Origin of the sequence: Streptomyces griseus subsp. griseus, assembly GCF_000720255.1 — a bacterium.
In the GTDB taxonomy this organism is placed as follows: domain Bacteria; phylum Actinomycetota; class Actinomycetes; order Streptomycetales; family Streptomycetaceae; genus Streptomyces; species Streptomyces griseus_I.
Genome location: NZ_JOJE01000021.1, coordinates 107,232 through 128,638, shown reverse-complemented (window position 1 = coordinate 128,638; position 21,407 = coordinate 107,232). Strand labels below are relative to the sequence as shown.

Annotated in this window: 18 protein-coding genes and 1 pseudogene; 12 read left to right on the top strand and 7 right to left on the bottom strand. The window is 70.9% G+C overall.

Annotated features, from left to right (window positions below; all coding sequences use genetic code 11):
- A pseudogene (locus IG99_RS45875) lies at positions 1-443 on the top strand (AbfB domain-containing protein); the annotation flags it as partial.
- 665 nt (positions 444-1,108) lie between these two features.
- A complete protein-coding gene (gene otnI / locus IG99_RS27115; RefSeq protein WP_037678014.1) occupies positions 1,109-1,921 on the top strand; it encodes a 2-oxo-tetronate isomerase in 813 nt (270 codons plus the stop codon).
- A 223-nt stretch (positions 1,922-2,144) separates the two neighbouring features.
- Here the strand turns inward: otnI and IG99_RS27110 are convergent, their stop codons facing one another.
- Positions 2,145-3,794: a TlrC/CarA/OleB/SrmB family ABC-F type ribosomal protection protein gene (locus IG99_RS27110; RefSeq protein ID WP_037678011.1), complete on the bottom strand. Its 1,650-nt coding sequence runs from the start codon at positions 3,792-3,794 to the stop codon at positions 2,145-2,147.
- A 458-nt stretch (positions 3,795-4,252) separates the two neighbouring features.
- The gene (locus tag IG99_RS45870; RefSeq protein ID WP_234311964.1) at positions 4,253-4,393 is read right to left on the bottom strand and encodes a membrane dipeptidase; all 141 of its coding nucleotides are present in this window, start codon (positions 4,391-4,393) and stop codon (positions 4,253-4,255) included.
- Between the two features lie 113 nt (positions 4,394-4,506).
- Here IG99_RS45870 and IG99_RS27105 point away from each other — a divergent pair, with 113 nt between their 5' ends.
- Positions 4,507-5,340, top strand: coding sequence for an SDR family oxidoreductase (locus IG99_RS27105; protein ID WP_037678009.1), 834 nt, complete (start codon positions 4,507-4,509; stop codon positions 5,338-5,340).
- A 208-nt stretch (positions 5,341-5,548) separates the two neighbouring features.
- Here the strand turns inward: IG99_RS27105 and IG99_RS47835 are convergent, their stop codons facing one another.
- The 3 genes from IG99_RS47835 to IG99_RS27095 are packed head-to-tail and all read right to left on the bottom strand — an operon-like array spanning position 5,549 to position 6,473.
- The gene (locus IG99_RS47835) at positions 5,549-5,794 is read right to left on the bottom strand and encodes a tyrosine-type recombinase/integrase (protein ID WP_234311963.1); all 246 of its coding nucleotides are present in this window, start codon (positions 5,792-5,794) and stop codon (positions 5,549-5,551) included.
- 6 nt (positions 5,795-5,800) lie between these two features.
- Positions 5,801-6,073 (bottom strand): hypothetical protein, encoded by a 273-nt coding sequence (locus tag IG99_RS27100; protein WP_037678007.1) that lies wholly within the window; start codon positions 6,071-6,073, stop codon positions 5,801-5,803.
- Positions 6,066-6,473, bottom strand: a complete 408-nt coding sequence (locus IG99_RS27095; RefSeq protein ID WP_051865918.1) for a hypothetical protein — start codon at positions 6,471-6,473, stop codon at positions 6,066-6,068. Before IG99_RS27095 ends, IG99_RS27100 begins: the two co-directional genes overlap by 8 nt.
- Before the next feature lie 122 nt (positions 6,474-6,595).
- Here IG99_RS27095 and IG99_RS27090 point away from each other — a divergent pair, with 122 nt between their 5' ends.
- From IG99_RS27090 to IG99_RS27080, 3 genes are all read left to right on the top strand, one after another.
- Complete coding sequence (locus IG99_RS27090) at positions 6,596-7,198, top strand: ArsR/SmtB family transcription factor (RefSeq protein WP_037678005.1); 603 nt, start codon at positions 6,596-6,598, stop codon at positions 7,196-7,198.
- 733 nt (positions 7,199-7,931) lie between these two features.
- Entirely contained in the window at positions 7,932-8,408 is a 477-nt protein-coding gene (locus tag IG99_RS27085; RefSeq protein WP_037678003.1) for an Lrp/AsnC family transcriptional regulator, read from the top strand.
- A 156-nt stretch (positions 8,409-8,564) separates the two neighbouring features.
- Positions 8,565-11,369 carry a beta-L-arabinofuranosidase domain-containing protein gene (locus tag IG99_RS27080; protein WP_037678000.1) on the top strand — a complete coding sequence of 935 codons (2,805 nt, stop codon included), beginning with the start codon at positions 8,565-8,567 and terminating at the stop codon, positions 11,367-11,369.
- Positions 11,370-11,398: 29 nt separating this feature from the next.
- Here the strand turns inward: IG99_RS27080 and IG99_RS27075 are convergent, their stop codons facing one another.
- Positions 11,399-12,160, bottom strand: a complete 762-nt coding sequence (locus tag IG99_RS27075; protein WP_078947924.1) for a LysR family substrate-binding domain-containing protein — start codon at positions 12,158-12,160, stop codon at positions 11,399-11,401.
- 58 nt (positions 12,161-12,218) lie between these two features.
- Here IG99_RS27075 and IG99_RS27070 point away from each other — a divergent pair, with 58 nt between their 5' ends.
- Both IG99_RS27070 and IG99_RS48890 read left to right on the top strand, forming a co-directional pair.
- Positions 12,219-12,611 carry a DUF5997 family protein gene (locus IG99_RS27070; protein WP_037677996.1) on the top strand — a complete coding sequence of 131 codons (393 nt, stop codon included), beginning with the start codon at positions 12,219-12,221 and terminating at the stop codon, positions 12,609-12,611.
- Positions 12,612-12,750: 139 nt separating this feature from the next.
- A complete protein-coding gene (locus IG99_RS48890) occupies positions 12,751-13,014 on the top strand; it encodes a hypothetical protein (protein WP_158973243.1) in 264 nt (87 codons plus the stop codon).
- Here IG99_RS48890 and IG99_RS27060 read toward each other — a convergent pair.
- Entirely contained in the window at positions 12,995-13,174 is a 180-nt protein-coding gene (locus IG99_RS27060; protein WP_037677993.1) for a hypothetical protein, read from the bottom strand. The two genes, IG99_RS48890 and IG99_RS27060, sit on opposite strands and share 20 nt — an antisense overlap.
- A gap of 113 nt (positions 13,175-13,287) precedes the next feature.
- On the opposite strand from IG99_RS27060, the gene IG99_RS27055 reads away from it, so the two are divergent.
- The 4 genes from IG99_RS27055 (at position 13,288) to IG99_RS27040 (ending at position 21,400) form a co-directional block, all read left to right on the top strand.
- Positions 13,288-13,677 carry a cold-shock protein gene (locus IG99_RS27055; RefSeq protein WP_037677991.1) on the top strand — a complete coding sequence of 130 codons (390 nt, stop codon included), beginning with the start codon at positions 13,288-13,290 and terminating at the stop codon, positions 13,675-13,677.
- A 109-nt stretch (positions 13,678-13,786) separates the two neighbouring features.
- A complete protein-coding gene (locus tag IG99_RS27050) occupies positions 13,787-15,403 on the top strand; it encodes a serine/threonine-protein kinase (protein WP_037678039.1) in 1,617 nt (538 codons plus the stop codon).
- A 118-nt stretch (positions 15,404-15,521) separates the two neighbouring features.
- Complete coding sequence (locus IG99_RS27045; protein WP_037677989.1) at positions 15,522-16,376, top strand: DUF4132 domain-containing protein; 855 nt, start codon at positions 15,522-15,524, stop codon at positions 16,374-16,376.
- On the top strand, positions 16,373-21,400 hold the full coding sequence (locus IG99_RS27040) for a hypothetical protein (protein WP_037677988.1): 5,028 nt from the start codon (positions 16,373-16,375) through the stop codon (positions 21,398-21,400). The genes IG99_RS27045 and IG99_RS27040 overlap by 4 nt, the downstream gene beginning before the upstream one ends.
- Positions 21,401-21,407: the final 7 nt, after the last annotated feature.

Here is a 21,407-nt window from a genome sequence, read left to right as displayed (position 1 = left end):
GCCGTCCAGGCCAACATCACCGCCGCCGGCTACAACAGCGGCTCGACCAGCACCGGAACCCTCACCCCCGGCTCCCGGGTCTCCCTGCAGGCCACCACCGCGCCCTGCTGCACCTCGCACTACCTGCGCCACAACGACGCCGACACCAAGGTCGTCATCTCCAGCATCAACTCCGCCAGCTCGGCCACCGACAAGGCAGACGCCACCTGGATCGTCCGCTCAGGCCTGGCCAACACCTCCTGCCTGTCCACGCCACCTTCTGCCCCACCACGGGCAACAGCGGGGTCGGCACCTCCTTCCAGTCCGTCAACTTCCCGACCAAGTACATCCGCCACTACAACTACACGGCCTACATCGCCAGCAACGGCGGCACCAACACCTGGGACAACACGAAGTCGTGGGCCCAGGACACCAGTTGGCTCACCGCATCTCCCTGGAGCTGACGAGCAACCGGTCTCATCGAGGATCTCTGAGCGAGCACGGGCCTCCCTGCAGAATCGCAGGGAGGCCGTGCTCGCTTCTTTCCCATCGGCTCCCTGAGAGCGCTGACGGAACCGCGGTAAGACCGCCTAATAGGGTGGGCCGCCCGATAAGGCACATCGGGATTGAGTCTTGGACGCGCTGCCCGGCCCGCTGCTGCAATCGACCCTATGACGCACCAGAACCACCGCCCCGCCCCCCTCCCCGGTGACGGCATCCGGGCCGTGATCCTGCCGCCGCCCGGCGATCGAGCCGGTACCGAGGGCGGTGACACTGCCCAGACTTCCCGCGGCGTGGTCGTGGCAACGCGGTGCGCGTGCTGCACGAACAGACGGCTGAGCCTGCCCATGTCACAGGCAGAGCCTTCGAGACCATGGAATGGCAGGGAGGCTGCGGGGCCAGATAATGGCACCGCATCAGTGCGGCCCGGCTTTGATGGCGCGGTCCACAGTGTTGCGATCTTTGCGGTACGTGGCTTGCTCCGGGATCACTGCCCAGGTCTTTCGTTCACGCAGGTGAGCACGGCCGGCTCGGACCAGGAGTACGCCTTGTCCCCTGCGACAACCCCCAGAAGCAGGTTGTCAGCCACTGCCCTTCGGCCGTCCCCGGCCGGGACACAGGAGCCAGCATGCCGAGGTTCGCAGCGAACCTGTCCATGATGTACACCGAGCACGATTTCCTCGACCGCTTCGCCGCGGCCTCGGCTGACGGCTTCGAGGCCGTGGAGTACCTCTTCCCCTACGCCTACGACCTCGCCGAGCTGCGCCGCCGGCTCGACGACCACGGCCTGCTGCAGGTGCTCTTCAACGCCCCTGCGGGAGCGTGGGAGTCCGGAGAGCGCGGGGTGGCGGCACTGCCCGGACGCGAGGCGGAGGTGCGTTCCGGGGTCGACCGGGCGCTGGAGTACGCGGCGGCGCTGGGCTGCCCGCGGGTGCACCTGATGGCCGGGCTGGTCCGGCCGGACGCGCCACCGGCCGAGCGGGCCAAGCACCGTGACACCTACCTGACCAACCTGGCCTGGGCCGCGGAGCGGGCCGCCGCGGCCGGCGTCGACATCCTGATCGAGCCGATCAACGGCCGCGACATGCCCGGGTACTTCCTGAGCACCCAGGCCGAGGCCCACGCCGTGGTGCAGAAGGTAGGAGCCTCGAATCTCAAGGTGCAACTCGACCTCTACCACTGCCAGATCGTCGAGGGTGACCTCACCACGACCCTGCGCCGCGACCTGCCGACCAGCCGGGTCGGTCATCTACAGATCGCGGGCGTGCCCGACCGGGGTGAGCCCGACCGGGGTGAGATCAACATCCGCCACCTGCTCGACATGGTCGACGAACTGGGCTTCGACGGGTGGATCGGCTGCGAGTACCGCCCCCGCGCCGGCACGAGCGAAGGTCTCCGCTGGCTCCACGACTACCGGAGCCAGCGAGGGGATCGCGCATGAGGACGTCAACACGGGTGGCATCTGCTGTGAGCCGGTGCCCGTACTGATCCATCCCGCCTCCGCCGTATCGGCCGGATGCGAGGCCGACTGCGAGCCTCACGCCTGACACAACGTCCGAACACCGTGCCCGCAACGGAAGGAAGCCCCCGCCGACCTCGACGAGGCCCGGGTTGGTGGAAGGCCGTCTCGTACTGCATGCGGATGCACAGGCGATCGGCGGGCTTCAGCGCACTGCGGTCTCCTGAAGCCGTGTGACGTGCCCGGCGTTCAGCTCCATGTGCGTGCCAGTGAAGCGCGTGCGCATGCGACGGTCGTGGGTGACGACGACGACCGCGCCTTGGTAGCCGGCCAGGGCTCCTTCCAGTTCCTCGACCAAGGCCGGGGAGAGGTGGTTGGTGGGCTCGTCCAGAAGCAGCAGGTCGACGGGTTCGCTGACCAGGCGGGCCAGTTCGATCCGGCGCCGTTGTCCATAGGACAGCTCGCTCACTTTCAGGCGCAAGTCGACGGGGCTGAACAGGCCGAGGGACAGGAGGTGGTCGGTGTGCTCGTCCAGGTCGCCACCGCGGCCGTCGGCGAATGCCTGGGGGACGTTCAGTCCGGGCGGCCACAGCGTTTCTTCCTGCCTCAGGTGTCCGACTCGGCCCCGCGTGCGCACTGTCCCCTCGTCGGGCTGCACCTCACCGGCCAGCACTCGCATCAGTGTCGTCTTGCCCGCCCCGTTGGGCCCGGTTACCAACAGCCGCTCCTTACCGCCGAGCCGCAGCGACGGCACGTGCAGCCGGTCCGCGACACGGATGCCAGTGAGTTCCGCCGCTGCCTGCGACGTCCGACCGTCGGCGGTGGTCACGCGGGCGGCGAACACCAGCGGTTCGGGCGGCGGCGCGACTGGATTGTCCGTCAGCCGTTCGACACGTTCCTTCGCGTTTCGGATACGGCCCATCGCCCCGTGACCCCGGCTACGGGTACGGAAGGCGCCGTGGCCGAACACGGCAAACGGCAGCTTGCGTGGAATCGCCTGCAGCCGTGTCACGTTGGTCGCGGCCAGCTTCTGATTGCGGGCCAGCTCCGAGCACCAGTCCGCGTACTCCTGCAGGCGGCGACGCCGCTCGGCGGCCTTGGCGGCGAGGTAACCGTCGTAGCCGTCGCCGTAGCGCGTCACCTTGCCCTCGCCGACGTCCAGGATCGTGGTGGTGACCCGTTCCAGAAAGACCCGGTCATGGGTGACCGCGAGCACCGTGCCGCGGTGCGCCTGCAGGTGGGATTCCAGCCAGCCCACCGCCTGATCGTCCAGATCGTTGGTCGGCTCGTCGAGCAGCAACAGCTCCGGCTGGGAGGCCAGGGTCGCGGCCAGCGCCAACCTGGACCGCTCACCGCCCGACAGCGTGCCCAGGGTTCTGTCCCGGGCCAGGCCCCGCAGGCCGAGTCCGTGCAGGGCGATGTCCACCCGGGCATCGGCCTCGTAGCCGGCGCGCGCCTCGTACTGGGCGACCAGGCGGGCGTAGACGTCCAGTGCGGCGGTGAGCTCCGCTCCCGCCAAGCCCCTGAGCCCGGCTTCGGCCTGACGCATCCGCGCTTCCAGATCACGCAGCTCGGCAAGAGCCACATCCACTGCGTCCTGGACGACGGCCTCGGCAGGCAGAGCCAATGACTGGGCGAGATAGCCCAAGCCGCCTGGCGCCGTCACGGTCAGCTCACCGTCGTCGGGTAGATCCTGCCCGGCAATCAGTCGCAGCAGGGTGGATTTCCCGGCTCCGTTGTCGCCGATGATGCCGGCCTTCTCGCCGGGCTTGATGCTGAAGGACACGTCATTCAGCACGACGTGGTCGTCGTAGCGACGGGTCACGTTCTGAAGAGACAGCTGTGGGGTAAGCATGGAGTCCCCTGTCCTCGGCCTGGCCGATCGGCATGGGTGGGTGGAGGCATCCGCGCGCGCCAGAACACTCCGCAGCACGCCGAACAGGCGGCATCACGGGAAGAGCGAGCACGGTGAGAACGCGCGAGAGCGGAGCCAAGCTCCACGTAGTCGCACGGGGACTGTCACAGAGAACCCATACACCACACCGTAGGTCGGGATCCGGCTCGCCACAAACCGATTTCCTCGCGGGCGCATCCCAAGGACCGGCCGGAGCACGGCATCTGCACGCCTCGCCGATCGGGTCACCCGCGGCGCCGGGTCCCGCACCGCCGCCTTTTGGCGATTCAACGGACTGGACGAACGGGTCACCGCGCTGACGGCGGTGTAGCCAGGCCGGTCCGCGGCCGCCGCGCCGGCATGACGAGGCTCAATGACACGCTCATCCACAGGTCTTGACTGTTGCTGAGCTGGTCGAGCTACTGGCCACACCAGCTCAGCGACGCCGAGCGCATGCAGGAGTGGCTGTAGATGATCGGCTGCTCGGAGACCTCGCACATGTCCAGCCCCGTACGGGCGCCGCAGTGAGAGCCGTCTGCCACCATGCCGACGGCGTTCATCTCCCGGAACGTGCCCCAGCACAGGAAACGGTCAGGACTCTCCTTGACCTGAAGTGCGATTGAGCTTTTAGCGTGTCCTCCAGTTGATCACCAGGCGACGGGAGAAGGCGCTCATGATTCTCGTGACAGGAGCCACGGGGAACGTAGGAAGTGCGCTGCTGCAGGAGCTGCATGCGCGCGGTGCCGGGCCCTTACGGGGTCTCACGCGTGACGCTGTGCGAGCTTCATTCTCGAAGGGAGTCGAGGCGGTTGAGGGTGACTTCGCCGACGTGGCCTCAGTGAAACCTGCACTGGAGGGGGTCCGCCAGCTGTTTCTCGTGTCGCGTATAGGTTCGGATGCTGACATCCTCGACGCCGCCCGGCAGGCGGGGGTGGAGCACGTGGTGCTGGTGTCGTCCATTACCGTCCAGACCCATCCGCACCTCGGCCCCGCCGACGAGAACCTGGCTGTCGAGCGACTCCTCCAGGGCAGCGGCATGGCCTGGACGATTCTGCGGCCGACGCAGTTCGCTTCGAACGCCCTGTGGTGGGCAACGTCCATCCGCGAGCATCAACCGGTCCGGGTGCCGTACGCGGACATCGGGCTCCCCACGATCCACCCCGCGGACATCGCGTCAGTGGCGCGAGTGGCGCTGACGGAGTCCGGTCACCAAGGCCGGACGTATGCCCTGACCGGCCCGGAGCGGGTGACGGCCCGGCAGCAGGTTGCGGCCATAGCCGTAGCCCTGGAGCGGGAGGTGCCGTTCGCCGAGATCAGCCGGGAGGAGGCCCACCGCGACATGGCTGTGTTCTTGGGAGACGAGGCCGCTGATGCGGTGCTCGATGTGACGGGCGGAGACGTCAATGACGAGCTTCTGAAGGTGCGCGACACAGTGTCGCGGGTCACCGGCTCCCCTGCCAGGCGATTCCACCAGTGGGTTTCGGAGAATGCCGCCGCCTTCCGTTGAGACGCGTGCCGACAGGGCCAGGAGGCTTCGTCGTCGAGGCGGCTGAGGAGTCCGTCGAAGATCTGCTCGCGTGCGCCCTGTCCCTTGGCTGCGTCGTCTCGCTGGCGTTCGAGGGTGGGCCGGAACTCGATCGTGGTGACGAAGAACGCGCAGGATTCGCGGATGGCGGTATTCATGCCCTGCGTGTACTGCTCAACGAGCCAGCTGTTCACCAGGTGGATGGAGATCCGGGTCGATCCGAGGAGCGGTGCCCGGCCCGGGCCTGTACCGCTTCCAGCGCCATGCCCGCCTCCCGTAGCCGGGTCAGGCAAGTGTGGCGTAACTGATGGCAGGTCAGCCTCGGCAGTCCGGTCCGTTTCGGACGCCGTCGAGGATCTCGTCGTCCGGCCGGTCGCCATGGGACCCAACTCTGTGGACCAATTGGGATCGGCTGGCAGGCGAGGGCTTGGTCCACGGACCGTCAACGGCGGCCTGCGGTCAGCAGCCAGGCGGTATCTATCACCGCGATCGCTCCCCAGATCCAGCAGACGGCGGCGCTTCCGTCCGGCGCCAGCGCCGTGGCGAGTGCGCCCAATCCGATTGTGCCCAGAACTGGCCTGGTGCTGCGCCTCAATGCCAGTGACGCGCGCAGCGGCCCCGGTTCGGCCAGCCTGTCGGCCAGGTAGGCGTCGAACGCCTCCGCGACCTGATCGTCGATCTCGTCCCGCATCTGGGCATCCAGTGATTCAGACATGGACGGCCACCCGCTGCACCGTAGTTGGCTGACCGGAAGCCACCATCGGCGGCCGCAGCGCGACGACAGCGCACAATGCCGCCAGGGGCAGTTCCAGCGTGCAGGCCAGCGCCAGCGAGATGACGGCATAGTGCCCGGCCGTCATGACGTCGAACCAGGCGTCGACCAGCAACAACACGGCTGTCGCGATTGACGCCAGCGGCGCCCGGTGGTCGCTGCGCCGGACCAGCAGCGCCGACGTCAGCAGACCGGCGATCTCCAACGCATCGAAACCGACCCAGGCGACCCGCCAGTGCTGTGCCGGATAGAGGTCCGGCAGTGTCGTCCACAGCACCGCGAGCCACGGCACCAGCACCAGCCCAGCGGCCAGTAACAGCCTCCCGACCAGGTTTTTTCGCATCTCGACCCCCGAGCGTCCCGGCGCCCGCTGGCGCCCTCTTGCACCAAGGTAGCGATTGCAGAGATGTTCTGCAAACAATCTCTGCGATATCTGCAGAGGGTCTCTGCAGTACGCTGGTCGGTATGGTCGAGCGCCCCGAAAAGAGAGTGCTCACCGGCCCGGACCTCAAAGCCTTCTACAAGGCACTGTCCAACCCGGTGCGCCGCGACATCCTCAGCTATCTCGGCGAGCACGGCGAAACGAACTCCACCAGCGTCGCCAAGGCCCTCGGCGAAAGCACCGGCACCACCAGCTACCACCTGCGCAAACTCGCCGACCTCAAGCTGATCGCTGAGATCGAGGAGCGGTCCACCGGCCGGGAACGCTGGTGGAAGTCACTCATGACGGACATCTTCACGCCGCCGGGCCTGGAATTGACGGCCGACGAACGCGAGGCTGCGGTGAAGATCGGCGCCCTCAAGATGACCCATGACCTGAACCTGGTCGTGAGCGCGTACGCCGGGTATGACTCCTCCGCAGGCTGGAACCAGATCTACCGCGCCGGATTGCGGATGACGAAGGAACAGGTCGCCACGTTCGTCGAGGAGTACCAGACGCTTCTACGCAAATACTTGACGGAGCCCGGTGACCACCCACCCGACTCACGGCACATGGCCGTACGCCTGGTAGTCGTGCCCGACGAGGGGCCCCGGCCCACTCTGCCGACTGAGCCGGACGACGATTAGCGCCGCAGCAGCCGGGGCTCCTGGGCCGGTCCAGCCGGAGCATGGGGCACCTGACACAGGCGTTTTCATGCCGGCAAGGGGTCCCGTAGGGGCGGTCGCAGGCACCGAGCGCGACCCTGCGCAGGCTGAAGTGGTCCCGGAACTCCCGCCATTCCGTGTCACTGGGCTCGCGGCACTCCTCGCCGGAACGGTGCGTCCGGCGCTGGTCGACGAACTGTCGGTAGTGGGCGGATCACCCCTTCGGGACAGACGGCGACGTAAACCTGAGTGTCGACGACATCGTCGGGGACGGCGCGGGGCTCGCGGTCGACCTGCTTCTGCCGGTAGGCGCCACGACGGTGTAGCCGAAACGGCTCCAACGGGTTGTGACGCGCCCGCAGTCTGCACCCGTCACGGGGCACATCCACTGCCGCGAGGGAGCGGTGCACTGCCGTGCCGGAGTACGACAGGCGCATCGAGAACAGGTGAACCTTGACCTGCCTCACGGCACCGGCGAGGGACTGTCCGGCGGGACCGCAGACGACGAGCGCCGCCCCGGATCCGGAGCCACGAACACCCGTTCAGCACCGCTTCCCGCCCCTTTGGTTCACGGGCATGAAAAAGGCGCCGCGGAATTCGTCGCCTGAGCCTCACCGAGCCACCGGACCGGGCCGTATGGTCCACTTGCCCCGGCAGCCGCTGCGCCATTGGTACAGTCGACGCCGATCAAGGGCCGAGAGAGGGATCGGACACCATGGCCGTGGACGAACTCGACACGCGCATCCTGCGACTGCTGCTCGAACAGCCGCGCACGAGTGTGCGCGAGTACGCCCGCACCCTCGGCGTCGCCCGGGGCACGCTCCAGGCTCGTCTCGACCGGCTGGAGCGGGACGGAGTGATCACCGGCACGGGTCCGACGCTCTCCCCCGCCGCGCTCGGGCACCCGGTGCTCGCGTTCGTACACATCGAGGTCACCCAGGGCCACCTCGACGACGTGGGCGACGCGCTGGCCGCCGTACCGGAGATCGTGGAGGCCTTCTCGATCACGGGTGGCGGGGATCTGCTCACCCGGGTCGTGGCGCGCGACAACCTCCACCTCGAGGACGTCATCCAGAAGCTGATCAGCCTGCCCGGGGTCGTGCGCACCCGCACCGAGGTCGCCCTGCGGGAACGTGTCCCGTACCGGCTGCTGCCGCTCGTCGAGTCGATCGGCCGCGCAGCCGCCACGTGACGAATTCCCCCTCCGGCAACTCCAGATGACGTCACTCCGGCACGGGACTGATCTCGTCCGCACCGTTGACGCTCCCTCACCTCACGCATAGCGTCTGGTCGATTGCCCGCACGCCGTCCGTGATTTCGAACCATATGGTCCCCGTGGAGGAGCACCATGGTCCCGCCCCTCTCCAGAAGAACCCTTCTCCAGACCGCGATCCTCGCCGCGGCAGCCCCCGGTTTCGCGGTCGCGGCCGGCGGCGGTGCCTCAGCCGCCCCGTTGCCCCCGCCGATGTCCTGGAAGCTCCGGCCCTTCCAGCTCAAGGAGGTGACGCTGGGCAAGGGCGTCTTCGCGGCCAAGCGGCAGTTGATGCTCGACCACGCCCGTGGGTACGACGTGAACCGGCTGCTGCAGGTGTTCCGCGCCAACGCCGGCCTGTCCACACTGGGCGCGGTCGCCCCGGGCGGCTGGGAAGGGCTGGACGGCGAGGCCAACGGCAATCTGCGGGGGCACTACACCGGGCACTTCCTGACCATGTTGGCCCAGGCGTACGCCGGTACCGGGGACCAGGTGTACGCCGACCGGATCCGCACGATGGTCGGGGCGCTGACCGAGGTGCGCGAAGCCCTGCGCCACGAGCCCGTCGTGCTGAGCGCCACCGGGAAGTTCGGCACCGCCGCCGAGAACGTACGCGGCTCCTACCAGTACGTCGACCTGCCCTCCGGAGTGCTCGGCGGAGCCTCGGCGATCTCCCTGTCGGCCTGGGTGAAGCCCACCCACGACGCCGACTGGGCGCGGATCTTCGACTTCGGGAACAACAACACGCGGTACCTGTACCTGGCCGCCCGAAACGGCAGCGGCGTGCCGCGCTTCGCCGTCACGACGAACGGGCCCGGCGGCGAGCAGGGCCTCAACGGCACCGCCGCGCTGCCGCTCAACGCGTGGAGCCACCTCGCGGTGACCCTCACGGGCAGTACCGGCACCCTGTACGTCAACGGTGTCGCCGTCGCGCAGAACTCGGCGATGACCCTCACCCCGGCCACCCTCGGCACCCTGGCCAACAACTGGCTCGGCCGCTCCAACTTCGCCGGCGACCCCGTCTTCGCGGGCGCCTTCGACGAGTTCAACGTGTGGTCGCGGGCCCTGACCGCGGACGAGGTCACATCCCTCCAGGGCGACAGGGCCGCCGACTCGGCGGCGGGCCGCGGCGACCTGGCGTCGTACACCTTCGACGAGACGACGGGCGGCACGTTCGCGGACGCCTCCGGACACGGTCTCACCGCCACCCTGCGCCGCACCTGGGGCGCGCCCAGCCACCCCGGGTTCCTGGCGGCGTACCCGGAGACACAGTTCATCGACCTGGAGTCGAGGACCAGCCCCGACTACACCAAGGTGTGGGCGCCGTACTACACCGCCCACAAGATCCTGCGGGGGCTCCTCGACGCCTACCTCACCACCGACGACGACCGGGCGCTCGATCTCGCGTCCGGCATGTGCGACTGGATGTACTCCCGGTTGTCCAAGCTGTCCGACGCGGTCCTGCAGCGGATGTGGGGCATCTTCTCCAGCGGTGAGTTCGGCGGCATCGTCGAGGCGATCGTCGACCTGTACACCATCTCCGGGAAGGCCGAACACCTCGCCCTGGCCCGCCTGTTCGACCTCGACAAGCTCATCGACGCCTGCGCCGCCGGCACCGACACGCTCGACGGGCTGCACGCCAACCAGCACATCCCGATCTTCACCGGGCTCGTGCGGCTGTACGACGCGACGGGCGAGGAACGCTACCTGACGGCCGCGAAGAACTTCTGGGGCATGGTCGTACCGCACCGCATGTACGGCATCGGCGGCACCAGCACCGGAGAGTTCTGGAAGGCGCGGGACGTCATCGCGGGGACGATCGGCACGACCACGGCCGAGACGTGCTGTGCGTACAACATGCTGAAGCTGAGCCGGATGCTGTTCTTCCACGACCAGAACCCGGCGTACATGGACTACTACGAGCGCGCCCTCTACAACCAGGTGCTGGGCTCCAAGCAGGACAAGGCGGACGCGGAGAAGCCGCTCGTCACGTACTTCATCGGCCTCACCCCCGGCCATGTGCGCGACTACACGCCCAAGCAGGGCACCACCTGCTGCGAGGGCACCGGCATGGAGAGCGCCACCAAGTACCAGGACTCGGTGTACTTCAAGGCCGCCGACAGCAGCGCCCTCTACGTCAACCTCTACAGCCCGTCCACCCTGACCTGGGCCGAGAAGGGCGTCACGGTCACCCAGACCACCGACTATCCGCGCGAGCAGGGCACCACGCTCACCGTACGGGGACGCACCGGCGCCTTCGCGCTGCGGCTGCGGGTGCCGGCCTGGGCGACCGCCGGATTCCGGGTGACCGTCAACGGGCGTGCGGCGAGCGGCACTCCGAAGCCGGGCGGCTACTTCACCGTGTCACGGACCTGGCGCGACGGCGACACCGTCCGCGTCGCCGTCCCGTTCCGGCTGCGCGTCGAGAAGGCCCTCGACGACCCGTCATTGCAGACCCTGTTCTACGGTCCGGTCAACCTGGTCGGCCGCAACGCGGCCACGGACCACCTGTCGTTCGGCCTGTACCGCAACGCAGCCCTCTCCGGCGACCTGCTGCCCTCGCTCGCCCCCGTCGCCGGAAAGCCCCTGCACTACACCCTTGACGGCACCGAGTTCGCCCCCTTCTTCGAGGGGACGGAGGACCCCACGCACGCGTACGTGCGACGGGCCGAGCCGCGCGTGGTCTTCGGGAACACCGACTCCGGTGTCGCCAACCCGGCCAAGGCCGACGGCACGACCCTGCTCGACGAGGTCTGGGCCGCGGCACCGTTCGGCAGCAAGGGGGCGCTGGTGACACGGGTGCGGTCCACGGTGGACGCGTGGGTGGCCTCGGGGCTGCTCACGCGGGCCGACGGAGAGAAGGTGGTGAGCACGGCGGCGAAGGCGACCTACGTGGCCTGATCTCGAGGTGACCCCGGGGGGACACGGGGTCACGACCGGCGGCGCGGCTTTCCGGTGCCGCGTTTGCCGCCGCTCTTCGGGGCGGCGGCGCGGCTCCGCGCAGTGCCGCCGGTCGGCTTCCCGCGACCGCCGGTGGGCTTGCGGCCTTCTCGCTTCTGTTCGGTCTTCGGCTGGGGCTGCGCGCGGCCGCGTGTGCTGTTGACCGTGCGGCCGCGGACGATGCCGATGAAGTCCTCGACGAGGTCGGTCGTCGCCTCCTCGGGCCAGGACAGGGCGACGCACGACTGGGGGGCGTCCACGACCGGACGGTAGGTGAGGTCCCTGCGGTGGTGCAGGCGGGCCAGCGACTGGGGGACGATCAGGACGCCCACACCGGCCGCCACGAGTTCGACGGCGTCCGCCGTGGTGGCGGGGCGTTCGAAGGCGGGCTGTCCGGGCGGCTGTTCCCAGCCGAGGACGTCGTCGAGGAGGTGGAAGACGACCTCGTCGGCGAGATCGTCGAGGGACACTTCCTCCGCCGCGGTCACGAGATGGTCCTTGGGCACCACGACCACCGTCGTCTCGGTGTAGAGGGGGATCGCGCTGAACACCGTACGGTCCACCGGCAGCCGTACGAAGCCGGCGTCGGCGGTGCCGTCGCGCAGCACGTCGGACGCCTCGGAGGCGGTCACCTGGAGGAGGGTGAGGGGGATGTCGGGCAGACGCTCGCTCCAGGTCCGCGCCCACTTGGCGGGGGTCACCCCGGGGACGTAAGCGAGCCGGAAGGAGGGGGAGTCTGGCGAGCCTGTCACCCCGCCAGGTTACCGGCTGTGGTCGGAGGGCCCGTGGGCGGCCGATAGTCTGGACAGCATGAAGTCGCACCAGACCACCCAGACGATGAAGCCCGCTACCGCGGCGAAGAAGCTGGGTGTGTACCTCCCCGCCACCCCCGCCGAGTTCCAGGAGGGTGTCGTCTCGCGCGCCGAGCTGAACGAGCTCCAGGCGAACCCGCCCGAGTGGCTGCATGAGCTGCGACGCACCGGGCCGCACCCGCGCCCGGTGGTGGCGGCGAAGCTGGGCGTCTCCATCGCGGGGCTGACCCGGGGCGGAGTCACCGAGGCGCTCACCACCGAGCAGATCGACGCGCTCAAGGACGAGAAGCCGGAGTGGCTGGAGAAGGAGCGCGCCACCCAGGCCGAGGTCCGCAAGGAGACGGCCCGCCTCAAGAAGCGGGACGCCGAGCGGGCCCAGCGGGATTCCTGACACCACGGGCGCGTCACCCGCGCGGGCCCGAAGGCCACGGCTGGGACCGGCGCAGTGTGAACAGGTCCGCGAGATCCGGCACGGTGGAGGACGGGCCCCTGGCCGCCACGGCGTGGCCGAGGGCCTGCGCGGTGGGCAGGTGGCACAGCGCGAGGACGACTCCGGCCGGCAGGAACAGCAGCGCGGAGATCGCCGCGGCCGCCGCCGAGCCCTGTGCGCCGGGGACGTGTCGGCCGACGGTGCGGTTGAGCAGGACAGTGAAGGACCGCAGCCGGGGGCGCCCGACGGCGAGCAGGACGAGCGCGGCGACGTACCGGCGTACCGCGACCCTGGCCGTTCGGGGATGCCGACCGCCGAGCGCTACCGCCGGACGGTGGACCGCCTCACAGGCAGTACCGGATGAGCCACTCGTCGGGGTTGTAGGTGTCCTTCGCAGGGTCCGGCAGCGTGGCCGGCTTCTCCTCGACCGTGTCCTCCGGGCGGATCCGCTCCGGCAGCGTGCCGAACCGGGCGTGACGCCGGGCCTCGGCCGCGTCGGCGGGTGTCATGTCTTCTCTTGTCATCTGGGCCTCCCGACCACTGAACGTCGTACCCCACGGAATAGTGCCGCCTCCGGCGACCACTACGATCAGGCCATGGTTCCCCGGGCAAAGGGCCCGGTCTGTTGGGGGTTGGCATGGTTGCTGGTCGTGTGGTGCGTTTCGACAGTCAGCGCGGGTACGGGTTCATCGCCCCCGACGACGGTGGCGAGGATGTGTTCCTGCATGTGAACGACATGCTGATCCCGGAGTCGGCGGTGCACCGGGGCGTGGTGGTGGAGTTCGAGATCGAGGAGGGGGAGCGCGGGCCGAAGGCGTCAGCCGTGCGGCTCGCCAGGGGCGAGGACGGCAAGCCGCTGGCTCCGGACGACGACTCCCTGTGCGACGTACTGAACACACAGGAGTTCACCGCCGAGGTCACGGAGCTGCTGCTGGCCGCGGCGCCCTCGCTCACCGGTGAGCAGATCGTGCAGGTCCGCGGCGCGCTGGCGAAGTTCGGCAGGAGCCACGGCTGGGTCGAGGGCTGAGGCGGGGTCGAGCGAGGGCGCCGCGTGATCGTCGTCACCTGATCGTTCTCCGCTGGCGGTTATGGTGGCGGACGAATCGAACAGGTACGAAGTCGGCGGAGGGCGCACGGTGTCGGACGAGGGGCGGCTCGTCGCCGGGCGCTACCGGCTCGTGGAGCTGATCGGCCGCGGCGGGATGGGCACGGTGTGGCGGGCCGACGACGAGGTACTGGACCGCCACGTCGCGCTCAAGCAGCTGCATGTCCAGCCGCACCTCTCCGACGCCGAGCTCGCCACGCAGTACGAACGCACACGCCGTGAGGCCCGTGCCGCCGCCCGTGTCGTGCACCCGAACGTGGTCGTCGTCCATGACGTCGTGGACGACGACGGACGTCCCTGCATCGTCATGGAGTACCTGCCCGCCGTCACGCTCGGCGAGCTCCTCGAACACGGCCGGACCATCCCGCCCGAGGAGGCGGCCCGTATCGGCCTCGGGATGGTCGCCGCGCTGCGGGCCGCGCACACCGCCGGGGTGCTGCACCGCGACGTCAAGCCCGGCAACGTGATGCTCGGCGCCGGGGACCGGGTGGTGCTCACCGACTTCGGCATCGCCGTGACCTCGGGATCGTCGACGCTGACCCGGACCGGCGAGATGGTCGGGTCCATCGACTTCATGGCTCCGGAGCGGATCCGCGGACAGCGCCCGGGGCCGGCGTCGGACCTGTGGGCCCTGGGCGCGACGCTGTACCAGGCGGTGGAGGGACGTCCGCCGTTCCGCCGGGACACGGCCGTGGAGACGGCGTACGCCATCGTCGTCGACCCGATGGAGCCGATGAAGCGGGCGGGGCCGCTGGAACCGCTGATCGAGGCGCTGCTCTTCAAGGAGCCCGAGGAGCGTCCGACGGCGGAGCAGACCGAGCGGGCGCTGCGGGCCGCACGGTCCTCGGCACAGACGGCGGCACTGGCGCCGGACTGGTCGACGGACTCGTCGTCGGGTCCGGACACGTCGTCGGGTCCGGACCGGGCCTCGGGCACCACGGTGGGGCAGTCCTCCGGCCGGCCTTCGAGGCGGTCCCCGGGTGGGGAGCCCGAGGCGCCGGTGTGGTCGTCCGCTGACACGGGGCCGGAGCGACGGCGCGGCCGTCGGAGGGGGCGGGTGCTCGTGCCGGTCGTGGCCGTCGTGGCGGCTGCCGCGGCGGGCGTCGGCGTGATCCAGAACCAGTCGGACCCGGATGAGCACGCGCCCAGTGCCGCGACGCACTCACCCGGCCGCACCACCGCATCGGCCTCGCCCTCTCCCCTGCCTGAGGGATACCGGTCGGTCAGGGAGGAGGGGCTCGACATCTCCTTCCCCGTGCCCGAGGGGTGGAAGGCCACCCGGCGGGCCGCCGACGAGGTCGTCTACACCGACCCGACGGGGCTGGCCGGGATCACCATCGGCATGGTCGACCCGGCCGGTTCGAACCCGATGGCGCACTTCACGGACATCGAGACGAACACCAAGGTCAACTACCCGACCTACCGACGGCTGCGCATGCAGGAGACGCGGTTCCAGGGGCAGCCGGCCGCGGTGTGGGAGTTCACCTTCCACGGCAAGGCCCGACTGTTTCGCGCCATCGACCTCGGCTTCGGCCGGGAGGGCGGCCGGGAGTACGACGTCTACCTGTCGGCGCCCGACGCCGACTGGGACAGGTACCGGCCCGTCTTCGACAACGTCAGGGACGGGTTCGCAAGACTCGGTGACTGACCCGGCGTCCGCGTCGCCGTCCACGCCGCCGAGCACCAGGCCACAGGCGTGGGAGGCGTTGTCAGTGGGCTGCCCTAGAGTTCCCGTCACTTGATCACTGCGGTGCGGGGAGGCACGTATGGGGTGGGTGACGGCGGGCGATTACGAGATCGCCCTCGACAGCGGAAAGGTGGTGTGCCGCAACGCCGCCGGGCGACGGCTGACGTCGGTTCCGGCCAAACTCGCCGATGACCCCGTTGTGGTGGGGCTGCGTCAGCTCGCCGAGTGGCTGGAACGGCACGAACGGCAGTGCCTCAGCGACGTGGAGCGGTGGATGGTGCGCTCCCTTCCGGTGCCCCTCGCGGTGCTCGCCCGGGTGTGGCCGGATCCCGCCTGGCAGAGCGCGCTGCGCGACCTCGTGGTCAGTGGAGCCGACGGCGAGATCGCGGGATTCCTCCGGGACGCCGACCTCGAGCGCGGCCTCGGTCTCGTCGACCTCGACGGAGACACCGTGCGCATCGCCCCCGAACTCGTCCGCCTCCCCCACCCCGTTCTCCTCGACGACCTGGAGGAATTGCGCGAGTTCGCCGTCGAACTCGGCGTCGAGCAGCGCGCCCAGCAGCTCTTCCGCGAGGTCTGGCACCGCCCCGCCGATCTCGACACGGAGGGCACCGCGGTCGAGGAGTACGCGGGCGGCGCGTTCAAGGAACTGCGTTTCCTGCACGGCAGGACCACCCAACTCGGCTACCGCGTGCGCGGCGGGAACGCCGTCTGCTCGGTCCGGGAGAACGGCGTCGGCGTCGAGGCCCGGGTGTGGATCGGCGACTACGACAGCTACGAGGAGACCGAGACCGGCCCCCTGATGTGGACCGACACCGCGGGCCGGGTGCTGAGGCTCGGTCAGGTCGGGCCGGTGGCCTGGTCGGAGGGCGTGCGCATGGCGGCCGCGCTGTACGCCGGACGCGACATCGAGGACGAGGAGCGGGCGGCATGACGACGTACGACGACACCACCGCGGCCGCGTTGCTCGACGCCGGCGCCGTCCTTCCCCCGGGCACCACCACCCGTGAGGACGCCGACACCCTCACCGTGCGCACCTACACCCATCCCGCGCTGGACGACCGGCCTGTCGTGCGGCTGGTGCCGGGCACGCTCGGCGAGGCGGAGGATCTCGCCCTGGACTTCCTCGGCCTCGGCCGGGAGCCGGAGACACCCGAGGTCGGCCAGGTCCGTCGGGAGACGCTGGGATTCCCGGCCTGGGCCCTGGTCAACGACCCCGCGAACGGACACCACGCGCTGGCCCTGGTCAAGGATGTCGAGCGGCTCGCGCGGCAGGCCAAGTCCCGCCCGGGCACGGCCAAGGAGGGCTTCGAGGAGCTCGGCGAACGCCTCGGCCGCGCGGTGCCGCACTTCCTGCCGACCTTCTACGAGCAGGCCGCCCGCGTCTTCCTCCAGTACGAGAACACGACGTACGCCGCCGCCTTCTTCGGCAAGGCCCGCGACGCCGAACGTGTGCACGCCCTCGCCGTCGACGAGGAGCGGCAGCGGGCCGTGTTCCTGGAGTTCGCCTTCGCCGGGGCGCTGACCGTCAAGGCGCTCAAGCAGCACGTCAAGGACCTCGCCGGCCGCCTCGATCCCGCCGCCGCATGGGGCCAGTTCCGGCAGCTGACGGTGGAGCGCTGCGCTGCGGGCATGCCCCCGTACGCCTCGCTGCCGCAGGACGCGCGCGGGCTGATCAAGGCCGCCGGTCTGAACCGGGTCACCGAGGAGTGCGCCCTCGTCGCCGACCTGATCTCCTCCCCCGCCTCCGTCCGGGCGCCGGCCTCGTTCTGGACCGCCTACCGCGCCACCCTTCCCGCCCTCGCCGACCAGCGCCCGTCCGTACGGGCCCGGCTGCTGGAGATCATGCCCGCGGGCCTCGGCGGTGACGTCGACAACGACGAGTTCTGGCTGACGCTGCTGGCGGAGAGCGGGGCGGAGCACTTGTTGATCGACGGGGGTGAAGGGGCCGATGCCGGTACGGCCAGTGGTGCCGATGCCGCGGGGTGGCTGAGTCGGTGGGCCAGTTTCCGAAAGCACGGTGCCGCCGTGTCGGGGCGGTCGCCCGCCACGCTCGCGCTGGTGGAGAGGATGGCGCCGCGGCTGCGGGCGGAAGGCCGGCACGTCGACCTCTTCGCGGGCCGGTGGCACGCGGGCGCCGACCTCGACCTGCTGGACCTGTGCGTGGCCGAGGACGTCCCCCTCGTGGAGCCGGACGCCGGGACCGACGTACACCTGGCCCTCGATCGGTGGCTGCGGGACACCCGGCCCGGCCGACGGGATCTGACGGCCGTCGCGGCGGATCCGCGGTTCCGGCCCCTGCTGCACCGGGCGGTCGGCACCCTGGGCCGGGACCGGGCGGCGACCGAGCTGCTGGAGGCGGTCGCCGCGCATCCCGTGCTCAGCGAGGTGCTGCGCGAGTGGCTGGACGACGCGGCCGAGGAGCTCACCCGCGCGGCCGGTCTGCCCGCGGCCGGGGCGGCACTGCAGCGACTGCGTCCCTTCCGGCCGGTCGCCGCGAAGGTCAACTCCGAGGCCGTCGCCCGGGTCGCCGCGCACGAGGTAGCGCCGTTGCTCGGCCGGACCCTGCGCGCGGGCATCCTGGACGAGCTGGGCTGGCCCGCACTCGACGAGGCGCTGCGCCTGCTGGACAACGAGACACGCGACCCTCGAGACAACGAACTGACCCTGGCCGAGGCCTGGCCCGCACTGATCCTCGCGCGCGGGCACAAGGTGGTCGTCGTCGGCCCGGACAAGATGCTCCTCGACCACGACCTGCGCATACCCGTCCAGCTGGACCGCTGGACACGCCCGAGTTTCCGCTACACCGACGGTGAGCTGCTGGTGGTGTGGCGGCACGACGGCACACAGTACGGCTACTGGTCCGCCCGGCCGTCCGAGGTGTTCGTCCTCGGCGGCGAGCAACTGGCCTACTGGTGGAACAACCGTGACGCGGGCACCCCCTCCGTCCCGCTGCCCGGCGGCGGCCGCGCCACCGGCGGGCGCACCCTGCGCGCCGGAGACACCGTCCTGCCACCCGGCCGCCCCGTCATCGGTGACGGCACCACGCTGTGGCGCCTGGGCCGACAGGGCCGGCAGTCGGTATGGCTGGAGTACGACCCCGGCACGGGCACGCACGGGCGCGCCTCCCTGCCCGCCTTCCTGCGGTCGGGCATCCGCGACGACGCGCCCCTGGCGCAGGACGACTGCGAGGTCCTGCCGCTTCAACCGGGCCTGGAGGACAGCCCGTTCGGCACCGACGGCACGGTCCTCGGCCGCTGGGTGCGCACGGAGGGGACGGGAGTCGAGGCGCGTACGACGACCGGGACGCCGGACGGCCGGACCGTCTCCCTGCCGATCGTCCCGGGCCGCACGCCCGCTGTTCCGCTCGGTGCTCTGCGGATGCCCGGCGGTGCCGAGCCCGTGGCCGCTCAGATGTACCGGCAGGTCGTCCTGTTCGCGGCCGACGACGCCTCGGGCACCGGTGAGCTCGGCCGGGTGACACCCGGCGAGCGGGGCGGCGAGTACGCGGCCGGCACCGAGCTCGTACCGCCGGTCGCCTTCTGGCACGCGCTGCGCCCGCGCGACGAGCGGACGTCAGCGCTGCTGCGCGGGCTGACCGACGAGCAGGCGGCCGAAGTGCTGCACGCCGCCGCGCTCGCCCTGGCGGAGCGGCAGGCGAAACTGACGGCGGCGGACGGGACCGAAGCGGCAGCCGAGGCGGCAGCCGCCGGGAAGCCCGTCGTGCCGCCCGCGGACGAGGTCGTCCGGCTCGCCGTGGCCGGGGCGCTGCCCGGGCTCACCGACGACCGGCTGCTCATCGGCGTCAGCACGCTCGTCCGCTCGGCCCTCCGGGTCGCCGAGTCGGCCGCCGCCTTCGCGGCACCGCCCGTGGAGCGCACACAGTCCCTTCGTCGGCGGACGGAGGGGATGTTCGCGGACTACCGTCCCGCGCACGGTGACGACGGTACGCTGCGCGCGGCGGTCGGCGGCCTCGTCAACCTCGGTGGCTGGTGGGGCGGTGACCCCCAGTGGAGCGTGCTCCGTCAGATCCGGGCCGTGAACCACGTGCTGTCGGGTGAGCCCGCCGACGGCAAGCCGCTGCCCGACCGCGCGCGGCTGGCGGCCCTCGGCGACGGATGGCGGAGCGAGGAGCACACCGTCCCCGGGATCGGCATGGTCTGGCCGGACCTCTTGGAGACACTGCCGCCCCTCGCCTACCGCGCCGCCTCTCCGACGCTCTCCGACGAGTCGCGGGAGGCGCTGCTCCTGCTGCTCGAGGCGGTCGGCGAGGGGCCGCTCGCCTCGCCCGGGGCGGGACTGCGCACGATCATGCTGGGCGAGCCGCACAGCAAGCAGGAGCGGGCCGGTCAGGTGCTGCGCCGCGAGGGCCGGACGGTGGTCGTGCTCGGCTGCCAGCGCATCGACACCGTACGGGACCGGATCGTCTGGCTCGCCCTCGACCACGACCCCTCCGGTGCGTTCGGCGCAGTCGCGCACTTCACGCTGGAGAAGGAGGTCAGGCACGCGTCGGCGTTCTCCGCCGAGCGGCTCGCCGCGATCACCGGGCTCGTGCGGGACAAGGGCCCCGTCCCGTGGCGGTCCGAGGCGCCGGAGGCGCTTGCCGCTGCGACCGGAGGCGCGCTCGGCCCGGTCCAGGCGTCCGTGCTGCTCGCCGCCCGGCCCCAGGACCCCCGCCCGGAGGTACTCGCCGGGATCGGGCTGAAGGCGCGGCAGCTGGAGTTCGGCGACGGCCTGCTGGGCTCGCTCGGCACGGCGGACCGGGCCGCGCTCATCGAGGCGCTGCTGCCCGAGGACCCCGCAGATCTGTGGACGAACGGGCCGGACACCCAGGCGGCGGGCTTGGTGTGGGCCGAGCGCCTCGGCTCGTTCGTACGGCTGCCCGAGGACGTCGCCGGTGACCTCGCCGGTGTGCAGGCAGCGTCCGCGGAGGCCGTGCTCAACCCCGGGCGCACGCCCTGGATCAGCCGCACCACGGTCCAACGGCCCGACAAGGACGGCAACCTCGTTCCTGAGGACCCGCGGGCCCTGCCCGGACGGTACGACCTGACCGCCGCCGTGGGTGCCCTGGCCGCGCTCGCCTACGCGCTGCCCTTCGGCCACCCCCTGCGCGCCGCCCTGCCGGACGGCCTCGCCGCGCTGCGTCGGCGCGTCGCCGACCCGGGGCTGCTGCTCGACCTGGACGTGGCGTGGACGGAGAAGGGCGGGCCGACCGCCGCCGAGATCCGCAAAGCCTACGGGCTGCCCGCGACCGGGGGTGCCGACGCGGACGGTCTGACGCACGTCGGCGAGGCGTTCGTGCTGCGCCCCTGGCACGGTGACAACGAGACCGTCCTGGTCCGACCGGCCGCCCTCACCGGTCCCGAGGACGCCGCGTTGGGGCTGGTGGAGGGGCTCGTCGGTCCCCTGCGCGGCAGCGGGCTGCGGGCCCTGGGGACCATCCTCGGCGACGACCTCGCCCGGGCCCTCTCCGCCGAGGCCGGCTCCGAGGGGGCCGTCGGCCACGCCCAGGACCCCACGGTCGGCGCGCCCGCGCTCGTCGGCGAGGTCGCCGCGGCCCACGGTCTGAGCGAGGACGCCGCGGTGCTCTACCTGCAACTGCTGGCCCTTCCGGATCCCACGGACCGCAACTGCGCCCGCTGGACCGGCTGGAAGCCCGCCCGTCTGAAGAAGGCCCGCGCCGAACTCGCCGCGACCGACCTGGTCGTCGAGGCCAGACGGCCCCGCGCCGGGCGCACCCTCTTCCTGCCCTGCGGCTGGCGCGAACTCAGGGCTCCCGCGCTGCCCGTGGAGACCTGGAAGGAAGGCCTCTACCCGGTCACCGGCTCCTCGCGCCCCGTCCCCCTCCTCCCGGTCGCCGAGCTGTTCGCCCGCGCGTGGGACCGCGTCCGGACCGGTGACGCACCCGCATACGAGGAGCTCACCACCCGGGCCACCCTGAAGGGGCGCCGCCGATGAGGTTTCC